The following is a 22,888-nucleotide window of genomic DNA, read 5'->3' as shown; positions in this document are numbered from 1 at the left end:
CGTTCAAAAAGCAGTTCGCCGTTGTAGTTCTCTGTGTCCTCTGTGGTGAACAGCCGTTAAGCCGCCACCCGCTGATGCCCCGGGATATGCTTCTCTATCCCGATACCGAGGAATACGGTGAACGCCGCGAGCCCCGCGCCGGTCCAGAACGGCACACCCTTCCCGAGGTAATCGAACGCGAAGCCCGCCCACAGCGGACCGATCACGCGCGTGATGCCGCCGAAGGTCTGCTGCACGCCCATATACAGCCCGCGCTCGTGGTTGGGGATCACCTGCGAGAGCATCCCGGTCACACAGGGGAACGTGAACGCCGTGCCGAGCGGCACGAGCAGGATCGCCAAGGCCAGCGTCGGGTAGTTGGTCGTGAACGGCAGTGCCGCCATCCCCAGCGCCAGCAGCGTGCCGCCGTAGCGCGCCAGGCGCGGCTCGCGGAAGCGGTCCACCAAGGGGCCGAGCAGCACCGCGCGCGTGAACACCGAGAGTACGCCGATATACACGAACACCCAGCCGATGTTGGTCGCGTCGATGCCGAACTGCGCATTGAGGAACAGCGCCAGGATGGCGTTCATCCCGTGGAAGGCGCCCATCCCGATGGCGTAGATCCAGATCAGGCGGCTCGCCGGCAGGCCCGGATGCGTCGTGACGCGCAGCAGCGTCTCGCGCGAGCCGGAAATCTTCGGCCGGTCCGCCGTCTTCACGCCGGCGTGCTCGTTGCTCTCGGTGAGGTACTTCCACGCGAAGCCGACGTTCACGAGCGTGATCATCGCCGCCACGAGGCCGGGCCATTCGGTGCCGATGCGCGCCGCGAACGAGCCGATCGCCGGACCCAGGGCCACGCCGGCGTTGGTCGCCGCCGAGAGCCAGCCCAGCGCCTTGGCGCGGTCCTTGGGCTCGGTCGCGTCGGCCACGTAGGCTTGAATCACGCCGACGGTGCCGCCGCCGGCGCCCTGCACGATGCGCGAGAGCAGCAGCAACTCGAGCGAGCCGGCGAAGGCGAAGACGATGTACGCCACTCCCGAGCTCGCGAGGCCAATCAGCAGGGCGGGGCGGCGACCGTAGCGGTCGGAGACGCGGCCCCACAGCGGTGCGCTGGCCAACTGCGCGATCGCGAAGCTCGAGACCAAGATCGCGATGACAGTGCCTTCGCCACCCATCCCGACGGCGTTCAGCGCGCTCCAGAACGGTCCGTGGCCGACGAAGCGCTGCGCGTAGAACGGGAGCAGGGGGAGCACCATCAGGAGCCCCACCATATCCACGAACGCCGTGACCATCAGGACGACGAGCTTGCCCAGGTTCCCTTCCGGTTGGAGCCTCGCCCGGGCAATCGGCCCAAAGGCGACCAGTAAACTAACCCCCTACCACCGCCCCATCGGGGTTCGGTACCCGTTCGGCCGGGTGCCTATGGGCGCTCGGGGCTGCGGCGGTAACTTCCGGTCGTGTTAGAGACTATCGGCCGAGGCCTCCGGATGGGGCTGGGAACGATCGGGACGGCGAGCCGACTGACGGCGGAGTCGGCCCGCGCGCTTCGCGACGTCAAGACCTGGGGCGCCAACTTCGGCCAGCAGGCCAAGCAGCTCGGCGTCGATTCCCTGCCCATCGGGATGCTCATCGCGGGCTTCACGGGCATCGTGCTCGCGTTGCTCGCGAGCTACAGCTTCACCGGCGCGGTGCCGCGCTACCTCGTCGGCACGTTGGTGCAGAAGACCATAATGATGGAGCTCGCGCCGGTGCTCACGGGCCTGGCGCTGGCGGGTCGGGTCGGTGCCAACATCGCCGCCGAGATCGGCACGATGCGCGTCACCGAGCAAGTCGATGCGCTGGAGACGCTCGGGTATGACCCGGTGGCGTACCTCGTCGTCCCCCGGGTACTGGCCGGCATCCTGATGTTCCCGGTGGTGGTGGGGGCGGCGATGGCGGTCGGGATGGTCGCGGGATGGATGTCGTCGTTGCTGTTGCTGGGCCTTTCGACGCCCGAGTTCCTGAAGGGCGTGCGATTGTTCTTCGATGTCTTCGATGTGCGCTACGGACTCGTCAAGGCGGCGAGCTTCGGGTTTGCGGTGACGATCCTGGCGAGTGCGGCGGGCCTGCGCACGCGCGGGGGCGCGCAGGGCGTGGGCGGGGCGGCGACGAAGGCGGTGGTGCAGTCCTGCGTGATGATCTTGGTCCTCGACGCGTTCTGGGCGATGGTGTGGCTTCTGGGGAGAGCGCAATGAGCAAGCGGAAGAACGACTGGCTGGTGGGACTCGTCGTGCTCCTGACGATGATCGTCCTCATCGCCGGCACGATGTACCTCCAGCAGGCCGACTTCGGGAAGCGCACGACGGTGAGCGCACGCTTCCGCGACGTCGGCAATATGCAGGTCGGCAACAGCGTGGTGATCCGCGGCGTGAGCGCGGGCCGCATCGAGCGCATCTCGCTCGTCGCGGGCAACTGGGTGCAGGCCGAGATGAGGCTCAACGAAGGCATCCAGATGCCGGACGACCCGGTCGTGCTCATCCAGGCGGCCACGCTGTTCGGCGAGTGGCAGGCGGTCATCACGCGGCGCGCGGCGGTGCCAGCCGTGCGCGAAGTCTTGCTGCAGCTCGACGACACGATCGGTGCGCCGCCGGCCACGCTGCCGGGCGCCGTGCTGCCGGACATCGCGCAGCTCACCTCGGTGGCAGGCGGCATCGCCGGCAACGTCGCGTCGGTGGCCGAGCGCGTGCGTGTGGCCTTCGACGACAGCGCCGCCCGCGAGATCCGCAGCACGATCCGCAACTTCAACACGATGTCTACGCAGCTGACCCAGACGGTACGCACGCAATCGCGCAACCTGGACTCGGTGGCGGCCAACGTGCAGGTCGGTGCGCGCGAGCTCTCGGCGGGGATGCTGGCCTTCCAGCGCAGCATCTCGCGGCTGGACTCCGCGACGTCGCGCGGCGAAGTCGAGCGCATCATCAGCGAGACCCAGCAGGCCGCCGTGAACCTGCGCGGCGTCAGCGAACGCCTCGCCGTGATGTCGATGTCGCTCGAGCGCTCCGAAGCCTCGCTGCGCGGGGCCTTGGGCAAGGCCGACACCCTGCTCGGCCGCATCGAGCGCGGCGAAGGCTCCATCGGCCTGCTGGTCAACGATCCCTCGCTCTATCGCAATACCGACTCCTTGGTCGTGGACCTGCGCACGCTGATCGCCGACTTCCGGCGCAACCCCAAGCGCTACATCAACCTCAGCATCTTCTAGGCGTGGCGCAGCGGATTCGCACGCGCTTCGTCGTCATCGGATCCGGTATCGCAGGCCTGCAGACGGCCTGGCGCGCCTCCGACCACGGCGACGTCGTCGTCCTCACCAAGCGGACGCTCCGCGATTCGGCCACCGCCTGGGCGCAGGGGGGCATCGCCGCCGCGCTCGGGGCGGGGGATTCGCCGGACCTGCACCGGCAGGACACCCTCGCCGCCGGCGCCGCGCTCTGCGACGCCGCGGCCGTCGAAGTGCTCGTCGCCGAGGGTCCGGCGCGGGTGCGTGAGCTTGCCGACGCCGGGGCGCAGTTCGATACCGACCTCAGCGGGCGATTCACGCTCGGCCGCGAAGCCGCGCACTCGCGCAAGCGCATCGTGCACGCCAAGGGCGACCAGACCGGTGCCGAGGTGGCGCGCGCGCTGATCCATCGTGTCAGCGAGCGCAAAAACATCACGGTGCTCGAGACGGCGCGCGCGCTCGACCTCATCGTGCTCGGTGGCCGCTGCTGCGGCGTGCGCGCAAACGTCGCGGGCAAGGCGGTGGAAATCATCGCCGACGCCACGGTCATCGCGACTGGCGGTTGCGGACAGCTCTACCGGCACACGACCAACCCGCTGGTGGCCACCGGCGACGGCTACGCGATCGCCCACCGCGCCGGTGCCACGCTGGCCGATATGGAGTTCGTGCAGTTCCACCCCACGGCGCTCGACACGCCCGAGAACCCGCTGGCGCTGATCTCCGAGGCCGTGCGCGGCGAGGGTGCGATCCTCGTGAACGATCGCGGCCAGCGCTTTATGCCCAAGCGGCACAAGCTGGGCGAGCTGGCGCCGCGCGACGTCGTCGCGCGCGAGATCTTTCGCGTGCAGCAGTCGGGCAGCCGCGTCTGGCTCGATGCCCGCACGCTCTCGCGGACGTTCGCGCGGCGCTTCCCCGGCATCCTGCAGCTCTGCGTCGCGCGCGGCATCGACCCTCGCCGCGACCTCATCCCGGTCACGCCGGCCGCCCATTATATGATGGGCGGCATCGTCACCGATCTCGCGGGTCGCTCATCGATCGAGCGCCTGTACGCCTGCGGCGAGGTCTCGCGCACCGGCGTGCACGGCGCCAATCGCCTCGCGTCCAACTCGTTGCTTGAGGGGCTGGTGTTCGCCGAGCGCGTTGCGCGCGATATGGTCAACCAGCCGCGCCTGCCACGGGTGCCACGCACCACGGCCTGGGAAGTCGCCCGCCTACGTGACCGCGGTGCGGCGCAGGTGGCCGCCGACGAGATTCGCTCGGTGATGTGGGCCCACGCGAGCATCGACCGCAATGCGGCCGGTTTGCGCACGGCCCGCAAGGCGCTCGATGCCATCCGTAGCCGACTCGCCGCGGGTGCCACCGAGGAGATCAATATGGTGGACACCGCGAAGCTGATCGTCGATTCGGCGCTGATGCGGCGCGAGTCCCGCGGCGGGCACTACCGCAGCGACTTTCCGAAGGCCAAGAACAAGTGGAAAGGACGGCACATCGAGTGGTAGCCGCGTCTCGTCGCACCTCAACGCTGCGGTGCGGACGCTGCGTAGATGCGTTGATGCGACACCACCCGCGCCTCGCACTGCGTCCGGCCCTCGCCGCACTGGGGCTCTCGATGCCCCTCGCGGGCGTCGCCTCGGCCCAAGCGACCATCCGGGGCTCGGTGCGGGATTCGCTCGGTGCGCCCGTCGCCGGCGCGACAGTGCAGCTGCGTGCGCTCTCGCTCGTCACTCGCAGCGACGCGCTCGGCCAGTTCGAGATCGCCGGCGTGCCCGTGGGCCGACACGAGCTCACGGTGAGCACGCCGGGATTCCGTCTCGAGGTCCGCAGCGTGTCGGTGTCCGACGCGCTGCTGTCCATCGAAATCGTCCTCGCGCCGATGGCCCGCAGCATCGCCGGCGTGCAGATCGTCGAACGTCCGCCGCCCGACGCCGTCCGCCCGGCGCCGGAGCGCATCGGTGCGATCGTCACGACCGGTGCGCGCAGCGAAGCCGTCACGCTCCAAGGCACTGATGCGAACCTCGCCGAGAAGGTGCCGCGCCAGGTGTTCGCGCGCGTGCCGGGGATCCTCGTCTATGATATGGACGGAGCGGGCAACCAGACCAATGTGTCCACGCGCGGACTCGATCCGCATCGCTCGTGGGAGTTCAACGTCCGGCAGGACGGCGTCGTCACCAACTCGGACCTGTACGGGTATCCGGCGAGTCACTACAGTCCACCGCTCGAGGCGATGGAAGAAGTGCAACTCGTGCGCGGGACTGCGGCACTGCAGTACGGCTCGCAATTCGGCGGCCTGCTCAACTACGTCACGCGTGCACCTGACACCACGCGAGCGCTGGCCACTCGTGGCTCGGCGACGACCGGCTCCTTCGGCCTCGCGAACGTGTACGGCGAGGTCGGTGGCCGCATCGGCCGCGTGGACTACCAGGCCTACGCCGCGAAGCGCTCGACGAACGGCTACCGACAAGGCGCCGAGTCGGAATACGACGCGCAGTACGTCGCGGCAACCTGGCGCGCGACGCCACGCTTCCGCCTGCGCGGGCAGGTTGGACGGAGCTGGTACCGCCACCGCGTGCCCGGACCGCTGACGGACGATATGTTCGCGGACGACCCACGCGCGGCGACGCGCGAGCGCAACTGGTTCAGTCCGGAGATCGTCGTGCCCTCCCTGCGCGCCGAGTGGACGCCGCGCGAGGGCACGTTCGTTTCGGCGCAGCTGTCGGGTGTGTTCGGTGAGCGCGGGTCGGTGCTCTTCGTCGGTTTCGCCACGACGCCTGACGAGCCCGATGGCGTGACCGGGCTCTACGCGCCGCGCGTGGTGGACATCGACAACTTCCACAGCCGGACGTTCGAGCTGCGCGTCGTGCACGAGCATCGAATGCTCGGGCGTGCCGCGACGCTGGCCTCCGGCCTGACCTTGGCCGCGAACGACCTCCACCGTCGGCAACAAGGGCCTGGCACGCGCGGGTCGGACTGGGACTTGGCGGTGTCGGGGCCGTTCGGACGCAATCTCCGGTATCGCTCACGCGCCGGCGGCGCGTATGCCGAGGAGGTCGTGTCGCTGACCCCGCGCTGGACCATCGTACCGGGCCTGCGCGTCGAGTTCGGAGAGACCGCGATGACGGGCCAACTGGCCTACTATGATCCCGCCGATACCCCGCGGCGCGTCCGTCACGATTTCCCGTTGTTCGGCCTGCGCACGTCGTTTCGCATCTCCGACCGCACGGAACTCTACGGCGGATGGAGCGAGGCGTATCGTCCGATGTTGCTGAAGGACATCCTGCCGGAGAACGCGCTCGAGCGTACGGATCCGGCGATGCGCGACTCGCGAGGCTGGACCGGCGAGCTCGGCCTGCGCGGCGACGCGGCGCGGATGCGCTACGATATGGGCGTCTTCGTGATGCGCTACGGTGATCGCATCGGGGGCGTGCTGCGCGACGACGGCGACGGGCCGTACCTCTTCAAGACGAATCTCGGCGCCACGCAGACACTCGGCCTCGAGGCGACGGCGGACCTCCTGCTGGCGGCGACGATGCGGGCGACCTACCGTGGCTTCGTGGCTGGTTCGCTGATGGATGCGCGCTATGTGACGGGCACGGTCGCCGCAGGCGGAGCGAACGAGTCGGTGGTCGGGCGTCGGGCGGAAGGAGTGCCCGTTGCCATCGTACGGAGCGGCGTCACACGCGCCGGGCCGCGCTCGTCGCTGTCCCTGCTCGTCAGTCACACCTCGGCCTCGTACGCCGACGCCCGCAACACGCGCCAGCCGACACCGAACGGCGCACTGGGCCTGGTCCCGGAGCACACGGTGCTCGACCTCAACGGGTCGTGGCGACTGACCGAACGCAGCCGCCTGCGCTTCAGCGTGACGAACCTGCTGGACCGCGCATACTTTACCAAGCGCCCCGCGTTCTACCCGGGCCCGGGCGTGTGGCCGAGCGATGGTCGCGCCGTGCAGGTCGGGGTCGTCGTCGACTAGTAGCCACGTGACTATCCCGAACCTTCCCCTGAGGCGATCGCACGCCTCGCCGTCGCGCCAATCCCGTCCGCTCGTCCTGGCGGCGCTGCTTGTCCTGTCATCGCCGGCGCTTTCCGCGCAGGAGCGCCCCGACAGCACGCGGCCGGATTCCATCCGCAACCTCGACGCGCAGCGCGTGCGCGCCGCCTACACGCCGCGCGTGGTCGGGAGCGCGGCCGCGGCCACGTTGCGTCCCGACTCGATGCCGCTCGGCCCCGCCGCGCCCACGCTGGCCGAAGCGATGCGGCAACTGCCGTTCGTGTACGTGCGGCAGAACTCGCGCGGGGAGAGCGAGGTGTCCGTCCGCGGTTCGGAATCGCGACAGGCCGCGGTGTTCTTCGAGGGCGTGCCGCTCGCCCTCACCTGGGACGCGCGGGCGGACCTGGCCGCCGTGCCGACGGCCGGCGTGCAGCAAGTGGACTACGTGCGCGGGCTCTCGTCGTTGCTCGCCGGACCGAACGCGATCGGCGGCGTCATCTCGTTGCGCCTCTGGGAGGACCACGACCCCGAGCGCCGCCCCGCCCGCGTGGCGCGTGCAGACTTCCAAGCCGACCAGTTCGGCGGGCTGCGCTCCTCGGTGACGGCCGGCGGTGCGCTCCGACACTCGGCAGCCAGCACGCTGCAGGCCCGCGTCGGCGGCGGCTGGCGTGACAGTCCAGGCATCGCACGCCCCCACGCCGTGACGGAGCCGGGGCGATTCGATCCACTGCGACTCAACACCGATGCCCGCTCCTACGACGCCTTCGCCGGGTTGCGCTACGAGCACGTGCAGGGCCGCTACCTCTCGGTCTTCGCCAGCCAGATGGATGGCGAGCGCGGCGTGGCGCCGGAGTTGCACATCGGTGCGCAACGGCTGTGGCGCAACCCCAGCGTCTCACGTCGCATCGCCAACCTCTCGGCCGGCAGCGGCGCCGTGGTCAGTCCGCTGGGGATCGGCGACGTTGAGTTCAGCGCCGGCGTGAGTGAAGGCGCCGTGGTCATCAACAGCTACACCGACCGTAGCTACAGCACGATCAGCGGCCGCGAGCGCGGTGACGACCGCACGGCAACGCTGCGCCTGACCTTCGACCAACAGCTTGGACCGCTGTTCGTGTTGCGCGGCGCGTTCACCGACGCGCACATCCGCTACGACGAAATGATCGACGCGTCAGGGAGTTCGCGATACGCGCAGCGACTCTCGAGCCTCGCCACCGAGCTCGACGTCCGACCGCAGCGCTTCCTGACGATTACGGCAGGCATCGCACAGGACGCCGCGCGTACGGACGAGGCAGGCGGCCGTCCGCCGCTCGGGCGCCAGACCGGACTCGGCTGGCGCAGCGGCGTCACCTGGGCGATTCCGGAGCGCGGGCTCCGCTTCCACGCTTCCACCAGCGAACGCAAGCGCTTCCCTGCGCTGCGCGAGCTGTACTCCGGTGCGCTGAACCGCTTCGAGCCGAATCCGGACCTGCGTCCTGAGACGGCGCTCAGCGCCGAAGCCGGCGTCACGGCGGTCCGCGGCTTGACGGATCTGCAGCTCGTCGTCTTCACGCAGCGTATCGAGGACGCCGTCGTCCGCGTCACGTTACCCAGCAACAGATTTCAGCGCGTCAACCGCGACCGCTTCGTCAGTCGCGGTGTGGAGCTGACGGCGGGCACCGCGTTCGGTCCGGTCGCGCTGCGCGGTGACCTCACGCTGCAACGGGCGCGCATCGCCGACGCCACCATCGACAATCCAGCGCTGCGGCGCCCTGAGGACGTTCCCGACTACTTCGGCTCGCTGCAGCTGAGCGCCCCGCTCGTCGGACGTCTCGACGCGATGGCGCGTGTCCGCGCGCTCGGCGCCACGCGCTGCACCAACCCGGACCTCGGTTCGTTGCAGACGCAGGCAGGCGCGCAGGCACTGGACCTCGGACTCGAGCGACGCTGGCCCTCGTCCCGGTTGACGCGGGCGCTGCGCGCCTCCATTTCAGTCGAGAACGTCTTCGACCGCGCCCTCTACGACAAGTGCGGCCTGCCACAGGCAGGCCGCACCGCACGCTTCGGCTTCACGGTCGGCTGAGCTACCAGCCGAGCACCCGCGCGAAGATCAACGGCGCGACGATCGTCGCGTCGCTCTCGATCACGAAGCGCGGCGTCGTCGGCCCGAGCTTGCCCCAGGTGATCTTCTCGTTCGGCACGGCGCCGGAGTAGGAGCCGTAGCTCGTGGTCGAGTCCGAGATCTGGCAGAAGTAGCCCCAGAGCGGCACGCCGGTGCGGCCCAGGTCCTGGTGCAGCATCGGCACCACGCAGATCGGAAAGTCCCCCGCGATGCCGCCGCCGATCTGGAAGAAGCCGATCGTGGATTCGTTGCGCGCCGTCGCCTGGTACCACTCGGCCAACGCAATCATATACTCGATGCCCGTGCGCACCGTGTGCACGTTCTTCACGTCGCCGGCGATCACGTGCGCGGAGAAGATGTTGCCGAGCGTGGAGTCCTCCCAGCCAGGCACGAAGATCGGCAGGTTGCGCTCGGCGGCGGCGAGCAGCCAGGAGTCCTGCGGGTCCGCGTCGTAGTGCGGCGCGAGCGAACCGTCGAGCAGCAGGCGGTAGAGGAACTCGTGCGGGAACCGCGGCGTGCCGGCCGCGTCGGCGGCCTGCCACTCGCGCAGGATGTGCGCCTCGATGCGGCGAATCGCCTCGTGTTCGGGAATGCAGGTGTCCGTCACGCGATTGAGGTGCCGCTCGAGCAGCGCGACTTCGTCTGCCGCGGTGAGCTCGCGGTAGTTGGGGACGCGCTCGTAGTGCGAGTGCGCGACGAGGTTGAAGACATCCTCCTCGAGGTTGGCGCCGGTGCAGCAGATGGCGTGCACCTTGCCCGCGCGGATCATCTCGGCCAGCGAGCGGCCGAGCTCGGCGGTGCTCATCGCACCGGCCAGCGTGACGAGCATCTTGCCGCCGCCGTCGATGTGGCGCACGTAGGCCTCTGCCGCGTCCACGAGGGCGGCGGCGTTGAAGTGGCGGTAGTGCCGCGAGAGGAACGCGGAGACTGGGGCGGTGGTCGCTGGGGTCATCGGGTCGGCTCCAAGCGCCGTCGGGAAGGCCACACCGGGGCAGGGACGCGCGACCAGCCACCGAGGGGACGCCCTACGGCCGCGGGTACGCGGGCCGCCATCGAGGCGTCGGGTGGCTGACCCCGAGGAATCTAATGGACGCCGCGCCCCGTGGGAGCGGCTAGATTCCATCTATGGCCAAGCCTGCCGCTGACCGCGAGACCGCCGAGTTCCAGCGCCGCATCAAGGCGCTCGCCAAGGAGCGCAACGCCGTCATCCTCGCGCACAACTACGAACGCCCCGAAGTCCAGGACGTCGCTGACTATGTCGGGGACTCCCTCGGACTCTCCCGCGAAGCCGCCAAGACCGATGCCGACGTCATCGTCTTCTGCGGCGTGCACTTTATGGCTGAGACCGCGGCCATCCTCTCGCCGAACAAGACGGTGCTGCTGCCCGACCTCGCCGCCGGCTGCTCCCTGGCGAGCACGATCGACGCCGAGCAGCTGCGGGCCTGGAAGGCCGAGCATCCCGGCGCCGTGGTCGTGGCCTACGTGAACACCACCGCCGAAGTGAAGGCGGAGAGTGACTACTGCTGCACGTCGGGGAACGCGGTGGAGATCGTGAACGCGATTCCCGCAGACAAGGAGATCCTCTTCCTCCCCGACATGTTCCTCGGCGCGCACGTGCGCCGGGTGACGGGTCGGCAGAACATCCACGTGTGGATGGGCGAGTGCCACGTGCACGCCGGCATCGATCCCGAGAACATCCGCCTGCAGCGCAAGCTGCATCCCGACGCGGAGTTCCTCATCCATCCGGAGTGCGGCTGCGCCACCAGCGTCGTCGAGGCCGTGAGCGCCGGCGACGTGGATCCCGAGGGCGTGCACATCCTCTCCACCGAAGGGATGATCAAGCGTCCCGGCGAGTCCGGTGCCAAGAGCTTCATCGTCGCGACGGAAGTCGGCATCCTGCATCGGCTGGAGAAGGCCCATCCGGGCAAGAAGTTCTACGCCGCCAATGAACGCGCTTCCTGCGCGTATATGAAGGTCACCACCTTGCCGAAGGTGTTGGCGGCGCTCGAGAACCTCGAGCATCGCATCACCGTGGCGCCGGAGATTGCGGCGCGCGCCAAGCTGGCGATCGAGCGGATGGTGAGCATCGGGGGCGTGCAGCCGACGCCGCCCGGGCCGGGCGTGGACCCCGGCGAGTGATGCCGAACGGCGCCGCTGCGGGTTTCCCGCTGCACGACGGCGCGTTGATCGCCCTCGTGCGCGCCGCACTCGAGGAGGACCGTGCCTTCGACGACGTCACCACGCTGGCCACGGTGGTGCCCGGGCATCGGTCACGCGCGGATGTGGTGGCGCGCCGCGACGGCGTGATCGCCGGCCTCCCGCTGGCGGTCACCGCGTTTCGTTTGATGGACCCGCACGTGGAGTGCCGCGTGGACGCGCCCGACGGCAACGCCGTGCGAAAGGGCCAGGTGCTGCTGCATTGCTCGGGCGCGGCGCGCGGCCTGCTCTCGGCGGAGCGCGTGGCGCTCAACTTCGTACAGCGCCTGTCCGGCGTCGCCACGCTCACGGCGCAGTACGTGCGTCTCGTCGAGGGGACGTCGGCGAAGATCCTCGACACCCGCAAGACGACGCCGGGCTGGCGGTTGCTCGAGAAGTACGCCGTCACCTGCGGCGGCGGCACGAACCACCGCGCGACGCTGGCCGACGCGGTGCTCATCAAGGACAACCATATCGCGGCCTGCGGCGGCGACATCGGCGTGGCCGTCAAGCGCGCCCGCGACTTCGCGCCCGCGGGGATGCTGGTGCAGGTCGAGTGCGACACGCTCGCGCAGGTGAAGGCAGCCCTCGCCGCCGGAGCCGAGGCGTTGCTGCTCGACAATATGCCGAACCACGCCCTGCGCGAATGCGTTACACTCGCCAAAGGCCGTGCCTGGACCGAAGCCTCCGGCGGCGTCACGCTCGAGACCGTGCGCGGCATCGCCGAGACGGGCGTGGACCGCATCTCGATCGGCGCGTTGACGCATAGTGCGCCAAGCTTGGATGTGGCGTTGGATTTTGAATAAGGGACGAGCAGTTCCCTTCCGTCATCCGTCCGAACTCTGTGACCGACCTCCTCGCCGCCCGCACGCAGATGGCCCTGAGCCTCGGCTTCCACATCATCTTCGCGGTGATGGGGATCGGGATGCCGGCGCTGATGGTGATCGCGGAACGGAAGTGGCTGAAGACCGGCGACCCGGTCTGGCTGGACCTCGCCAAGCGCTGGAGCAAGGGCACGGCGATCCTCTTCGCCGTCGGCGCCGTGAGCGGCACCGTGCTCTCGTTCGAACTCGGCTTACTCTGGCCCGGCTTTATGGAGTACGCCGGCGCCATCATCGGGATGCCGTTTTCGCTCGAAGGCTTCGCCTTCTTCACCGAAGCGATTTTCCTCGGCATCTACCTGTACGGATGGAACAAGCTCACGCCCACCGCGCACTGGTGGGCCGGCGTGGCGGTGATGGTCAGCGGTGCGGTCTCCGGCATCTTCGTCGTATTCGCCAATGCCTGGATGAACGCGCCGGCGGGCTTCGACATCGTCAATGGCGTCGCGACCAACATCGATCCCATCGCGGCGATGCTGAACCCGGCGTCGTTCCATCAGACGCTGCATATGACGCTAGCGGCGTTCGCCACGACGGGCATCGCCGTCGCCGGCATCCACGCCTGGATGCTGCGCAAGAATCCACACGACCACTTCCATCGCTCGGCGCTGCACGTGGCGCTGCTCGTCGCCGTGCCGGCCTCGCTGCTGCAGCCGATCAGCGGCGACATCAGCGCCAAGTTCGTGGCCAAGTACCAGCCGGCCAAGCTCGCGGCGATGGAAGGGCAGTTCACCACCGAGCGCGGCGCGCCGCTGCGCATCGGCGGCTGGCCCGACGAAGCCGCGCGCGAGACGCGCTACGCGCTTGAGATCCCCAAGGCGCTGTCAGTGCTCGCCTTCAACGATCCCAACGCCGAGGTGAAGGGGCTGGAGGCCTTCCCTGAGGCGGACTGGCCGCCGGTCGCGATCACGCACGTCGCGTTCCAAGTGATGGTCGGCCTCGGAATGCTGATGGTGTTCGCCTCGCTCTGGGTGCTCATCCTGTGGTGGCGCAAGCGGGCGGTAGCCGAGCATCGTCCGTTGCTCACCTTCCTCGCGCTGCTCACCCCGGCGGGCTTCGTCGCCGTCGAGGCCGGCTGGGTCGTCACCGAGGTCGGTCGGCAGCCGTGGATCGTCTACGGCGTGATGCGTACCGCCGACGCCGTGACGCCGATGCCAGGCTTGGTCATCCCGCTCATCGGCATCTCGCTGCTGTATCTCTTCCTCGGCGTGGTCGTGGCCTACCTGCTGTGGGCGCAGATCATCAAGACCAAGCCGATGACGCAGGAAATGCGCATCCCGTGACGCTGCCCTACCTGCTGGCCGGCATCACGATGCTGGCGCTCAACGCCTACGTACTGCTCGGCGGCGCGGACTTCGGCGCGGGCGTGTGGGACTTGCTCGCCCACGGCCCGCGGGCGGCGCGGCAGCGCGCCGCCATCGAGCAGGGCATCGGACCGATCTGGGAAGCCAACCACGTCTGGGTGATCCTCGTCGTCGTGCTGCTCTTCACCTGCTTCCCGCCGGTGTACGCGCACCTCTCGATTGCGCTGCACATTCCGATCTCGCTGTTGCTGGTCGGCATCGTGCTGCGCGGCTCGGCGTTCACCTTCCGCGCCTACGATTCCACGCAGTCACCGGTGCAGAAGCACTGGGGCCGCATCTTCTCCGTGTCCAGCACCATCACGCCGGTGCTGCTCGGCGTCTGCGTCGGAGCCTTGGTGAGCGGCGCACTCGCGTTGCCCGAGGGCGGTGACTTCGTCGCGACCTACGTGCGGCCGTGGTTCACGGCGTTCGCGTTCGCCATTGGCGGTCTGACGCTGTCCGTGTTCGCGTTCCTCGCCGCGGTGTACCTCACCGTCGAGGTCAAGGAGCGCGAGTTGCAGGAGGACTTTCGGCGGATGGCACTCGCTGCTGCCGTCGCAGTCGGTGCCTTTGCCGGCCTGGCCCTGCTCGTCGGGCGCGCGTTCGACCTCGCGGTCACGGACGCACTGCTCTCACGTCCGTGGGCGCTGCCGTTCCAACTGTTCACGGGAGTCGTGGCACTGGGCACCATCAGCGCGCTGTTCACGCGTCGCTTTCGCCTCGCGCGTGTCGGCGCGGCGGTGCAGGTGAGCGCGCTGATGTGGGGTTGGGCCGGGGCGCAGTTTCCGGCGCTGATTCCGGGTGTGCATAGCATCGAGTCGGCGGCCGCACCGGTTGTGACGCTACGGCTGGTCGCGATCATCCTTGCCGCCGGAGGCGTGGTACTCGTGCCGTCGCTCTGGTACCTGTTCCGAGTGTTCAAGTCCGCCTCGACTAGCGCGTTCGAGCGCGTGGATACGGCGGAGGGCAGGTCGGGTTCGGTCGACTGAAGCACTGACGTACTTTGGCGGGCCCGATTGCCGCGCTTCGCTAGCGTGAGGACTCCTCCAAACGGAATGACCGTGCGGACTGCAATTCACTCGGATCGTAGTTCACGCAAGTGAGAAGTGAGGATACGATCTGCGTCGGTCGGCAATAACGAGGGAGGTCTATGGCATACCGACGGTTGTTGGAGAGGTCCAGTACGAGCCAGGACTGGCCTCCTTGCCGCGCCCTATCCCAGCGCTGAATCCAGACACGATCTTCGCCGTCCATTCGCACATCGCCGAACGCCGGGAACCGTTGTGCGGAGATCATTTCCCGCTGAAGTCGTTCCCACTGCGGCGACACGGCGGTTGGGCGCTCCCTGAGGATTTCATCCAGACGCGCCTGGATTCCAGCTTCGGTCAACGTTCTGTTTCCATCGCGAACGTAGATTTCTGTCTGGTTCCCCGATGCCAAATTCACGACGCGAACAAGTCCGGAATCTGAGTCACCCACGGCGACGACCGCCTGCCCGACGGCCACGACCGTGGAGCGCCGGATTGGCGGCGTCCCGAGAATGCGACCGCCTGTCGAGCTCCGACGAAAGAACTGCTCATCGCCGTCGACGGTGGCAATCTGCCGGATACGCTTGGACTCGAGGTCCGCCGCAAGCAGCACATCTCGGCTCCTGGCGCTTCCTGCGGTCGATGGCAATTCGATGGAGCGCTGCAGGATGAGAGTACCGTTCGCAAGCAGACCGACGGCGTCTGTCGGCGTCTCGAAGGGTCCAAAGCTGTCAAGCGTCCACAGGTTGTCCGCCTCACCCTCGTAGTAGAGCGTAAGACGCCGGAGGCTTCGATCGTAGACCATCACGGAATCACGACCCCAAGGCACGGCCCAGGTCAACGACCTCCGTTCGCCCGGACCTGCGCCAGTCCTTCCCCAGACCCCGACGACGATTCCAGATTGGTCGTAAAGCGCCAACCGACGTGTCGAAGCGTCCGCCACGATGAGCCGACCATCGCGGAGGCGAAACGCCGTCGCGATCGATTGGAACATTGCTTCCGGGCGATCGTCAGAATCCTCGGCGGCGGCGTAGACTGGCGCTCCAAGCCGTAGCGTGCGCGCATCGTGGCTGGCGAAATCGATGGTGACTCGTGCCTGTGCGCCACCGCGCGCGGGGGTCGACAAGCCGACTGAAAGCCCTACGAGTGCGAGCGAGCCCCAACGCCATCCGGCGAGCACGCTGTTGCGCTGCAGTTGCATCTTCTCTCGGTGAAGTCTGGCCGAAGCTGCGGTGCGGTCTGCCCTCTGAACAGAACGTAGGGGTAGCGGTCACTCCGAGCAAACGTGTACGGGTACCACTCAACCCGGCGGCGCGTACTCCCGCACGAGCTGCCAGATGCCCGTCACCGTCCCGATGCTATCATCGTGCGTATCCATCGGCCGGCACGACCACTCGCCCTCCGCGATGATCGGATGCTCCACCGGAACCATCCTCCCGCGGAACTCCAGGATGCCGTCCCAGAAGCGGCTGTCGCCTGAGGGCGACAGCAGTGCATCATCGCGGTAGGTCGCCAACGTCACGGCACCGGTCGGGCTGACGTCGACGCGGACTTGGCTGAACGCGTCAGCGAAGTACGCCACGCCGGCCCCGGTTGCATCGACCGCCTTGCGGTGCGCCTCGCCGCCCCACGTGCCGAACCAATGGTCGCCGCGGGGCTCGAGATGCACCGAGAAATCGATCCAGCAGTCTACGTGCATCGCGCCGTCCCACGCGGTGGCCTCGGCAATCAGCTTGGGATTCGCCGGAATCGCGAACTGGCGGCTCGGCCCGGTCGGTTCCTGGGCACACCCAAGCCCGGTGAGCAACGCGCTCGCCGCCACGAGAAATGGGATAGCAGGACGAGCGTGCATCGGAGCGACCTGGAGAGAAGTTGGCCCGTGAGACTACAGTCTGCTGGAAGCATCCGGCACAGGGACGGGAGATCCCAGCGCTACGGGACCGACCGTGCCCCGCGCGGGACGAGCTGCACATCGGCTCTGGTCCGCGGGACTTGCGAGCATATCTGCCTCGCGTCGCGATAGCTTTAGGAATCAAGGTCCTCTACAGCATCCCCCGTGCCCTCTCCGTTCGTCACGCTCCAATACGTCCTGCCAAAGCGGCTCCTTACGGTCTGTGCCGGTGCCTTCGCGAGCGCCGAGCTCGGCGGCGTGACCACTGCCGCAATCCGCTGGTTCGCGAAGCGCTACGGCGTCGAGATGGCCGAGGCCGCGAATCCCGATCCGGCCAGCTACGCGAGCTTCAACGAGTTCTTCACGCGCCCGCTGCGCGCGGGTGCGCGCCCGCTCGCACAAGCGGACTTCGTCTGCCCGGTAGATGGCGCCGTGAGCGTCGTCGGCGCGCTCGACGGCGAACGACTCGTGCAGGCCAAGGGCCACGACTACACGGCCACGGCGCTGCTCGGCGGGGATGCCGCCCGAGCCGCACGCTTCCTCGGCGGCAGCTTCGCGACGATCTACCTCAGCCCGCGCGACTACCACCGCATCCATATGCCGGTGGCCGGACGCCTCACACAGATGGTGCACGTGCCGGGCGACCTGTTCTCGGTGAACCCCGCGACGGTCGCGGGTGTGCCGGGACTCTTCGCGCGCAACGAGCGCGTCGTCTGCCACTTCGAGACGGCCTTCGGCCCCTTCGCGCTGGTGCTCGTCGGCGCGACGATTGTCGGCAGTATGGCCACCATTTGGCACGGCGTTGTGAACCCACCGCGGCCGGGCATCGTGCGCAGTTGGGAGTACGCCGAGCGCGGAGCCGATGCGGTCGAACTCGCGCAGGGCGCCGAGATGGGACGCTTTCTGCTCGGCTCCACCGTCGTGATGCTGTTTCCGGCGCCGGGTGTGCGCTTCACCGACGGATGGGCGCCGGCACGTCCCACGCGGATGGGCGAGGCGATGGCCTCGCTCGCACGATGAGCGACGCGACCGCACAACCCGACGGGCCCGCCACAGGCGAGACCTGCGACTACTGCGGCAGCACGGCGTTGCGCTGGCGCAAGTGCAAGCTCATCTGCGATGATTGTCGGCAGATCAACAAGTCCTGTGCCGACCTCTGACGCGCCGCCGACGATGACAGCCTCCGACACCACCCTGCGGCAACACGCCGGCGCCATCGTGCTGGCGGCGACGGCCCTGCGCCTCGTGTTGGCGGCTTCGCTTCCGCTCGTCGCCGACGAGGCCTACTACTGGGAGTGGTCGCGGCACCTAGCCTTCGGCTACTTCGACCATCCGCCCGTCATCGCCTGGCTCATCGCCTATGGCACCGCGCTCTTCGGCGACACTACGCTTGGCGTGCGGTTGTTTCCCGTGCTCTGCGGCGCCGTCGCGGCGTTTGCGTTGATGGATGTCGCGGAGCGGCTCGCCGGCGCGGCGGCCGCACGATTTGCCTCGCTGCTGCTGGCGGCGACTCCTTTCACCGTCGGCTTCGTGCTGGCAACGCCGGACGCGCCGCTACTCGCCGCGTTGGCAATGACGCTGGCCTTACTCCTCCGTGCGCTCGACCCCGCGGCATCGCGCGCAGCGGCGCTCGGCGCCTGGGTCGGCGCCGGCGTCGCCATCGGCATCGCGATGGCGTCCAAGTTCACCGCCGTGCTCCTGCCGATGGCCGCCACGCTCGCGATCATCGTGCATCCCGGACTGCGCTCGCAGCTCCGGCGCCCCGGACCGTACCTGGCCGTCGCCGTTGCGTCGCTGGTGATGCTGCCCGTGCTGCACTGGAACGCCACGCACGACTGGATCGCGTTCCGCTTCCAGCTTGGGCACGGACTCGGCAGCACAGCACGCGGAAGCTGGTGGCAGCGCGAGCTCGACCTCCTCGGCGGTCAGGCGGCGCTCGTCACGCCGATCCTCTTCGTGCTGCTGCTGCACGCCATTCACCGTGCGATGGATCCCAAGCAGGAGGCGCGACGCTTCCTGCTGGCCATCAGCGCCGTGTTCTGCCTCGGGTTCTTCGTCTACAGCGCGACGCGAAAGTCCGTCGAGGCCAACTGGCCTGCCATCGCCTGGCTGCCCGCGTTGGCGCTGCTTGCTGCGGGATCTTCCGCCGCCCGTAGCGTGTGGGAGCGCCGCGCCGTCTGGCTGTCGGGCGCGCTTACGGCGCTCGTGCTCGTGCACGTTGCCTGGCCCTTCCTGCCGATCGCGCCGCGGCGCGATCCCGCCAACCGACTCTACGGTTGGTCCGCGCTGGCGGCGGGCGCCGAGCGTGCCGCAGAGTCGGTGGGCCCGGGCCGAGCGTTTCTCGCCGCGACGCGGTACCAGGATGCCGCACTGATGGCGTGGTACGGCGACGGTCGTCCAACAGTCTCCGCCATCAACACTGGTGGACGCCGCAACCAATACGATCTCTGGCCGCGCTTCACGGACGTTGCCATCACCGGCGCATCGCTGGTACTCGTGCTGCCCGACACCTCGGCGAACCCGGCGCTGATCGAGACGCTGCGCCCGCACTTCGAATCTGCCGCGCGCGGTGACGTCATCGCCGTCGAGCACCGCGGCCAAGCCGTGGCCCAGCGTCGCAGCTGGACGCTCACCTCGTGGCGGGGCAGCTGGCCCGCCGATCCCAACGATCCTCTCGTCCGTCCCTGACAATGTCCGCGTCACTTGATCCGCAACTCTCGGCCTGGCTCGACGCCAACGACCAGCGCCTGCTCGACGACCTCTTCGCCTTCCTGCGCATCCCATCCGTCTCGGCGCGCTCGGAGCACAAGGCCGATATGCAGGCGGCGGCGGCCTGGTTCCACGGCCAGTGTGCCCGCATCGGAATGACGGTCGAGACGCTCGAGACGCCGGGGCATCCCATCGTGCTCGCCGAGTGGCGCAAGGCGCCGGCCGGCGCACCGACGGTGCTCATCTACGGGCACTATGACGTCCAGCCGGCTGAGCCGCTCGAGCTGTGGACCTCACCGGCCTTCGAGCCTACCATCCGCGACGGCAAGATCTTCGCGCGCGGCAGCGTCGACGACAAAGGCCAGCTCTGGCTGCACATCGGGGCGCTCGAGGCACATCTCGCCACGCGCGGCACGCTGCCGGTGAATGTGGTCGTGCTCGCGGAAGGGGAGGAAGAAGTCGGTTCCGAGCACCTCGCCGATTTCGTGAAGGCGCACCGCGAACGCCTCAAGTGCGACGCCGTCGTCATCTCCGACTCGACGATGTTTGCGCCGGGCATTCCCAGCATCCTCAGCTCGCTGCGCGGCCTCGCCTACCTGCAGCTGGACGTCACCGGTCCGAACTCCGACCTGCATTCGGGGATGTACGGTGGCGCCGTCGTGAATCCGGCCGCCGCGCTCGCGCGCATCGTCGCGAGCTTCCACGACGCCGACGGTCGCATCGCCATTGATGGCTTCTACGATGCCGTGCGCCCGTTTCCGGATGCCGTGCGCGTCGGGATGCGTGAGCTGCCGTTCGACGAAGCCGAGTTCAAGGCGCAGCTCGGCGTCACGGACCTCGGCGGCGAGCCGGGCTACACCACGCTCGAGAAGCTCTGGACACGTCCCACCTGCGAAGTGAACGGCCTGCTCAGCGGCTACACCGGCGAAGGCGCCAAGACCGTGCTGCCCGGCCAGGCGATGCTCAAGGTCAGTTGCCGTCTCGTGCCGGACCAAGACCCGAAGGCGATCGCCAAGCTCGTCGAGCGCCACGTGCGCAAGCACGCACCCAAGGGCATCAGCGTGAAGGTGACCGAGCTGCACGGCGGCCATCCCTGGCGTGCCGAGCTCGACGGCCCGATCTACGACGCGGCTGCGCGTGCCCTCGAGTCCGCCTTCGGTCGCGCTCCGGTGATCACCGGCGAAGGCGGCTCGATTCCCGTCGTCAACGACTTCGCCCAGATCCTCGGCGCCCCCGTGCTCCTCATCGGCTTCGGCCTCCCCGGCGAGAACGCCCACGCGCCCGACGAGTGGATGGCGGTGGAGAACTTTACGAAGGGGATGCGGGCGGTTGCGTCCCTGTGGGACGAGTTGGCCAAGGGGTGAGTTTTGGACGGATGACGGATGACGAATGCTAGAACGGCGCGAGAGCAATCTGCCTCGCGCCGTTCCGCCTTTGCATCCGTCATCCGTCATCCGTCAGAAGTTCGCCGTCTACAGCCCTGCCAACAGCGCGTCGTTGCTCGTCGTCCCCGCGATCCGCTTGATCAGCCATTCCATCGCCGCCTGCGGCGGCATCTGCTGGAGGCCGCGGCGCAGCGTGTAGATCGCGTCGATCTGCTCCACCTTGTAGAGCTTCTCCTCGCGGCGCGTGCCGCTGGTCGCGATGTCGAAGGCCGGGAAGATGCGCTTCTCGGCCAGCGAGCGGTCGAGCTTGATCTCGCAGTTGCCCGTGCCCTTGAACTCCTCGAAGATCACGTCGTCCATCCGCGAGCCGGTCTCCACCAGCGCGGTGGCGATGATCGTCAGCGAGCCGCCGCCGTGCTGCGGGAGGATGTTGCGCGCCGAGCCGAAGAAGGCCTTGGGCTTGGCCATCGCCGAGGTGTCGAGGCCGCCGGAGAGCGTCCGGCCGGTGCCGCGCTCGGCGGTGTTGAAGGCGCGCGCCATTCGCGTCAGCGAGTCGAGCACGATAATCACGTCCTTGCCCTGCTCGACGAGGCGTCGCGACCGCTCGATCACCATCTCCACGACTTCGACGTGCCGCTTGGCCGGCTGGTCGAAGGAGCTGGCGACCACTTCGCCCACGCCCCAGGAGATGGCTTCGCTGACTTCTTCCGGCCGCTCGTCCACGAGGAGGATCAGCAGCGTGGCCGTCGGATGGTTGATGGCGATGCCTTCGGTGATGGCGTGCATCAGCATCGTCTTGCCGGCGCGGGCCGGGGCCACGATCAGGGCGCGCTGGCCGAAGCCGATCGGGGCGATGAGGTCGATGGCGCGGCGCGTGAGTTCGGGGCCTCCCTTGGCCGGCCGTCCGGTCTCCAGCGTCAGGCGCCGATCCGGATACGAGGCGGTGAGCGTCTGGAACTCGGGGCGCTTCTGCCCTTCGACCGGCTCGCCGCCGTTGATGCTCACGATCTCGGCGACGGCGAGTCGGCCTCGCGCATCGCGGCCGGTGCGGGCCTCGATCAGGTCGCCGCGGCGCAGGCCGTACTGCTTCACCAGGTGCTGCGGGACCCAAGCGTCGCCGGCTTCGTTCAGGTAGCTGAACTCGGCGCGGCGGATGAATCCGGCGTCACGCGCGGGGTCAAACCACCCGCTGGTCTCGCCATCCACCACCAGGATGACTGGGGGCGTGCTGTCGAACTCGCGCCCGTCGTTGCCGTTGGGCTGGCGGTCTCGCCGGTCCGGACGATCGGGGCGATCGCCACGATCGCGTCCACGCCCCCGTCCGCGCTGGCGCCGGCCGCGTCGCCCTCGGCCTCCGCGTTCCGGGCGGTCGCCACGGTCACCGCGGTCCTGCCACGGACGACCCTCGCGGCCGTTGGCCTCTCCGTCGGCGCGCTCGGCGGCAGCGTCGCCACTGGGCGCGTCGTGGCCGTTGTCCGAGGGGGCCGCCTCGCGCGGCGTCGCCTCACGCGGCGACGCTTCACTGCGATCGGCGGACGGGGAGGAGGCGTCCTGCTCGGCGCCGCTGGACTCGAGGTACGGATCGGCGTCCGAGGGGACATCCGGCGCGGCGCCGCGGCGCGGACGGCCGCGCCCGCGACGGGGAGTACGGGGACTATCTGTCATTCAGAGGGGTGTAGGACCACTAAAGGGTCGTTGCGGAGCTATTCCCGCGGGCCAGCGATGTGATGTAAGCAATGCGTCCCGACGCATTCCAGCCGAATCCCGGCACATCTGGCCGAGGGACGTCGCGCGATGGGCGCGACGGGGGAGCGTTTGAGAGCGCGGCCGTCCGGGTGGGCAAAGGGCCTCACCGCGACGGGCGGTTGATTCAGTATGCGGGTTCAGGTCCTGTTTGGCAACCCTCTGGCCCGCAGGGGGGTTCGTGGTATTGCGCTACAGCTCGGGCGGCACCTCGTTCCGGACAATCTCCACGAGCCGCCGGGTGAGGGCCACGCAGCGCTCCACGGCCGCCCGGTGCCCATCGGGAAGGTCTTCCATCTCCAGCAGTTGGAGCTCCGCGAGCAGGCCCGCCAGCGGGTTGTTGAGCGTGTGCTGCAGGGACTTCTTGGGGGTTCCTTCCACGCCGTCTCCGGTG

Annotated in this window: 19 protein-coding genes; 13 read left to right on the top strand and 6 right to left on the bottom strand. The window is 68.7% G+C overall.

Going from position 1 to position 22,888, the window contains the following annotated elements; genetic code table 11:
* Positions 1 to 56: 56 nt before the first annotated feature.
* A complete protein-coding gene (locus KF689_12770; GenBank protein MBX3134247.1) occupies positions 57 to 1,271 on the bottom strand; it encodes an MFS transporter in 1,215 nt (404 codons plus the stop codon).
* Between the two features lie 165 nt (positions 1,272 to 1,436).
* On the opposite strand from KF689_12770, the gene KF689_12765 reads away from it, so the two are divergent.
* From KF689_12765 to KF689_12745, 5 genes are read left to right on the top strand one after another with little or no spacing between them, the layout of a single operon-like run.
* Entirely contained in the window at positions 1,437 to 2,213 is a 777-nt protein-coding gene (locus KF689_12765) for an ABC transporter permease (protein ID MBX3134246.1), read from the top strand.
* Complete coding sequence (locus KF689_12760; GenBank protein ID MBX3134245.1) at positions 2,210 to 3,217, top strand: MCE family protein; 1,008 nt, start codon at positions 2,210 to 2,212, stop codon at positions 3,215 to 3,217. The genes KF689_12765 and KF689_12760 overlap by 4 nt, the downstream gene beginning before the upstream one ends.
* A 2-nt stretch (positions 3,218 to 3,219) precedes the next feature.
* Positions 3,220 to 4,731, top strand: a complete 1,512-nt coding sequence (locus KF689_12755; protein MBX3134244.1) for an L-aspartate oxidase — start codon at positions 3,220 to 3,222, stop codon at positions 4,729 to 4,731.
* Between the two features lie 53 nt (positions 4,732 to 4,784).
* Positions 4,785 to 7,202 carry a TonB-dependent receptor gene (locus KF689_12750; protein MBX3134243.1) on the top strand — a complete coding sequence of 806 codons (2,418 nt, stop codon included), beginning with the start codon at positions 4,785 to 4,787 and terminating at the stop codon, positions 7,200 to 7,202.
* A gap of 7 nt (positions 7,203 to 7,209) precedes the next feature.
* Positions 7,210 to 9,279, top strand: a complete 2,070-nt coding sequence (locus KF689_12745; GenBank protein ID MBX3134242.1) for a TonB-dependent receptor — start codon at positions 7,210 to 7,212, stop codon at positions 9,277 to 9,279.
* 1 nt (position 9,280) lies between these two features.
* On the opposite strand, the gene KF689_12740 is transcribed toward KF689_12745, so the two are convergent.
* Complete coding sequence (locus KF689_12740; protein ID MBX3134241.1) at positions 9,281 to 10,270, bottom strand: deoxyhypusine synthase family protein; 990 nt, start codon at positions 10,268 to 10,270, stop codon at positions 9,281 to 9,283.
* 173 nt (positions 10,271 to 10,443) lie between these two features.
* Between KF689_12740 and nadA the strand changes: the two genes are divergently transcribed.
* The 4 genes from nadA to KF689_12720 are packed head-to-tail and all read left to right on the top strand — an operon-like array spanning position 10,444 to position 14,727.
* Complete coding sequence (gene nadA / locus KF689_12735; GenBank protein ID MBX3134240.1) at positions 10,444 to 11,457, top strand: quinolinate synthase NadA; 1,014 nt, start codon at positions 10,444 to 10,446, stop codon at positions 11,455 to 11,457.
* A complete protein-coding gene (gene nadC, locus KF689_12730) occupies positions 11,457 to 12,320 on the top strand; it encodes a carboxylating nicotinate-nucleotide diphosphorylase (GenBank protein MBX3134239.1) in 864 nt (287 codons plus the stop codon). The genes nadA and nadC overlap by 1 nt, the downstream gene beginning before the upstream one ends.
* Before the next feature lie 38 nt (positions 12,321 to 12,358).
* A complete protein-coding gene (locus tag KF689_12725; GenBank protein MBX3134238.1) occupies positions 12,359 to 13,678 on the top strand; it encodes a cytochrome ubiquinol oxidase subunit I in 1,320 nt (439 codons plus the stop codon).
* A complete protein-coding gene (locus KF689_12720) occupies positions 13,675 to 14,727 on the top strand; it encodes a cytochrome d ubiquinol oxidase subunit II (protein MBX3134237.1) in 1,053 nt (350 codons plus the stop codon). The genes KF689_12725 and KF689_12720 overlap by 4 nt, the downstream gene beginning before the upstream one ends.
* Positions 14,728 to 14,767: 40 nt before the next feature.
* On the opposite strand, the gene KF689_12715 is transcribed toward KF689_12720, so the two are convergent.
* A complete protein-coding gene (locus KF689_12715; GenBank protein ID MBX3134236.1) occupies positions 14,768 to 15,967 on the bottom strand; it encodes a hypothetical protein in 1,200 nt (399 codons plus the stop codon).
* A 99-nt stretch (positions 15,968 to 16,066) separates the two neighbouring features.
* Entirely contained in the window at positions 16,067 to 16,618 is a 552-nt protein-coding gene (locus tag KF689_12710; protein ID MBX3134235.1) for a hypothetical protein, read from the bottom strand.
* Between the two features lie 204 nt (positions 16,619 to 16,822).
* Between KF689_12710 and psd the strand changes: the two genes are divergently transcribed.
* From psd to KF689_12690, 4 genes are read left to right on the top strand one after another with little or no spacing between them, the layout of a single operon-like run.
* Entirely contained in the window at positions 16,823 to 17,677 is an 855-nt protein-coding gene (gene psd, locus KF689_12705; GenBank protein MBX3134234.1) for a phosphatidylserine decarboxylase, read from the top strand.
* A complete protein-coding gene (locus KF689_12700; protein ID MBX3134233.1) occupies positions 17,674 to 17,817 on the top strand; it encodes a hypothetical protein in 144 nt (47 codons plus the stop codon). The genes psd and KF689_12700 overlap by 4 nt, the downstream gene beginning before the upstream one ends.
* Positions 17,804 to 19,345 carry a glycosyltransferase family 39 protein gene (locus tag KF689_12695; GenBank protein MBX3134232.1) on the top strand — a complete coding sequence of 514 codons (1,542 nt, stop codon included), beginning with the start codon at positions 17,804 to 17,806 and terminating at the stop codon, positions 19,343 to 19,345. Before KF689_12700 ends, KF689_12695 begins: the two co-directional genes overlap by 14 nt.
* Before the next feature lie 2 nt (positions 19,346 to 19,347).
* On the top strand, positions 19,348 to 20,730 hold the full coding sequence (locus KF689_12690; protein ID MBX3134231.1) for a dipeptidase: 1,383 nt from the start codon (positions 19,348 to 19,350) through the stop codon (positions 20,728 to 20,730).
* Positions 20,731 to 20,838: 108 nt separating this feature from the next.
* Here KF689_12690 and rho read toward each other — a convergent pair whose 3' ends face one another.
* Both rho and KF689_12680 read right to left on the bottom strand, forming a co-directional pair.
* On the bottom strand, positions 20,839 to 22,416 hold the full coding sequence (rho, locus tag KF689_12685; protein MBX3134230.1) for a transcription termination factor Rho: 1,578 nt from the start codon (positions 22,414 to 22,416) through the stop codon (positions 20,839 to 20,841).
* A gap of 270 nt (positions 22,417 to 22,686) precedes the next feature.
* On the bottom strand, positions 22,687 to 22,875 hold the full coding sequence (locus KF689_12680) for a hypothetical protein (GenBank protein ID MBX3134229.1): 189 nt from the start codon (positions 22,873 to 22,875) through the stop codon (positions 22,687 to 22,689).
* Positions 22,876 to 22,888 lie beyond the last annotated feature (13 nt).

The organism is Gemmatimonadaceae bacterium (genome assembly GCA_019637355.1).
In the GTDB taxonomy this organism is placed as follows: domain Bacteria; phylum Gemmatimonadota; class Gemmatimonadetes; order Gemmatimonadales; family Gemmatimonadaceae; genus Pseudogemmatithrix.
The sequence above is the reverse complement of the archived record's forward strand: the minus strand, read 5'-3'. Positions and strand labels throughout refer to the sequence as shown.

What these genes read in the sequence shown, in the direction of transcription:
- KF689_12770 (MBX3134247.1), bottom strand. Translation starts at nt 1,271, where the DNA reads ATGGTCACGGCGTTCGTGGATATGGTGGGGCTCCTGATGGTGCTCCCC.
- KF689_12760 (MBX3134245.1), top strand. Translation starts at nt 2,210, where the DNA reads ATGAGCAAGCGGAAGAACGACTGGCTGGTGGGACTCGTCGTGCTCCTG.
- KF689_12750 (MBX3134243.1), top strand. Translation starts at nt 4,785, where the DNA reads ATGCGACACCACCCGCGCCTCGCACTGCGTCCGGCCCTCGCCGCACTG.
- KF689_12740 (MBX3134241.1), bottom strand. Translation starts at nt 10,270, where the DNA reads ATGACCCCAGCGACCACCGCCCCAGTCTCCGCGTTCCTCTCGCGGCAC.
- nadA (MBX3134240.1), top strand. Translation starts at nt 10,444, where the DNA reads ATGGCCAAGCCTGCCGCTGACCGCGAGACCGCCGAGTTCCAGCGCCGC.
- nadC (MBX3134239.1), top strand. Translation starts at nt 11,457, where the DNA reads ATGCCGAACGGCGCCGCTGCGGGTTTCCCGCTGCACGACGGCGCGTTG.
- KF689_12715 (MBX3134236.1), bottom strand. Translation starts at nt 15,967, where the DNA reads ATGCAACTGCAGCGCAACAGCGTGCTCGCCGGATGGCGTTGGGGCTCG.
- KF689_12710 (MBX3134235.1), bottom strand. Translation starts at nt 16,618, where the DNA reads ATGCACGCTCGTCCTGCTATCCCATTTCTCGTGGCGGCGAGCGCGTTG.
- KF689_12700 (MBX3134233.1), top strand. Translation starts at nt 17,674, where the DNA reads ATGAGCGACGCGACCGCACAACCCGACGGGCCCGCCACAGGCGAGACC.
- KF689_12690 (MBX3134231.1), top strand. Translation starts at nt 19,348, where the DNA reads ATGTCCGCGTCACTTGATCCGCAACTCTCGGCCTGGCTCGACGCCAAC.
- rho (MBX3134230.1), bottom strand. Translation starts at nt 22,416, where the DNA reads ATGACAGATAGTCCCCGTACTCCCCGTCGCGGGCGCGGCCGTCCGCGC.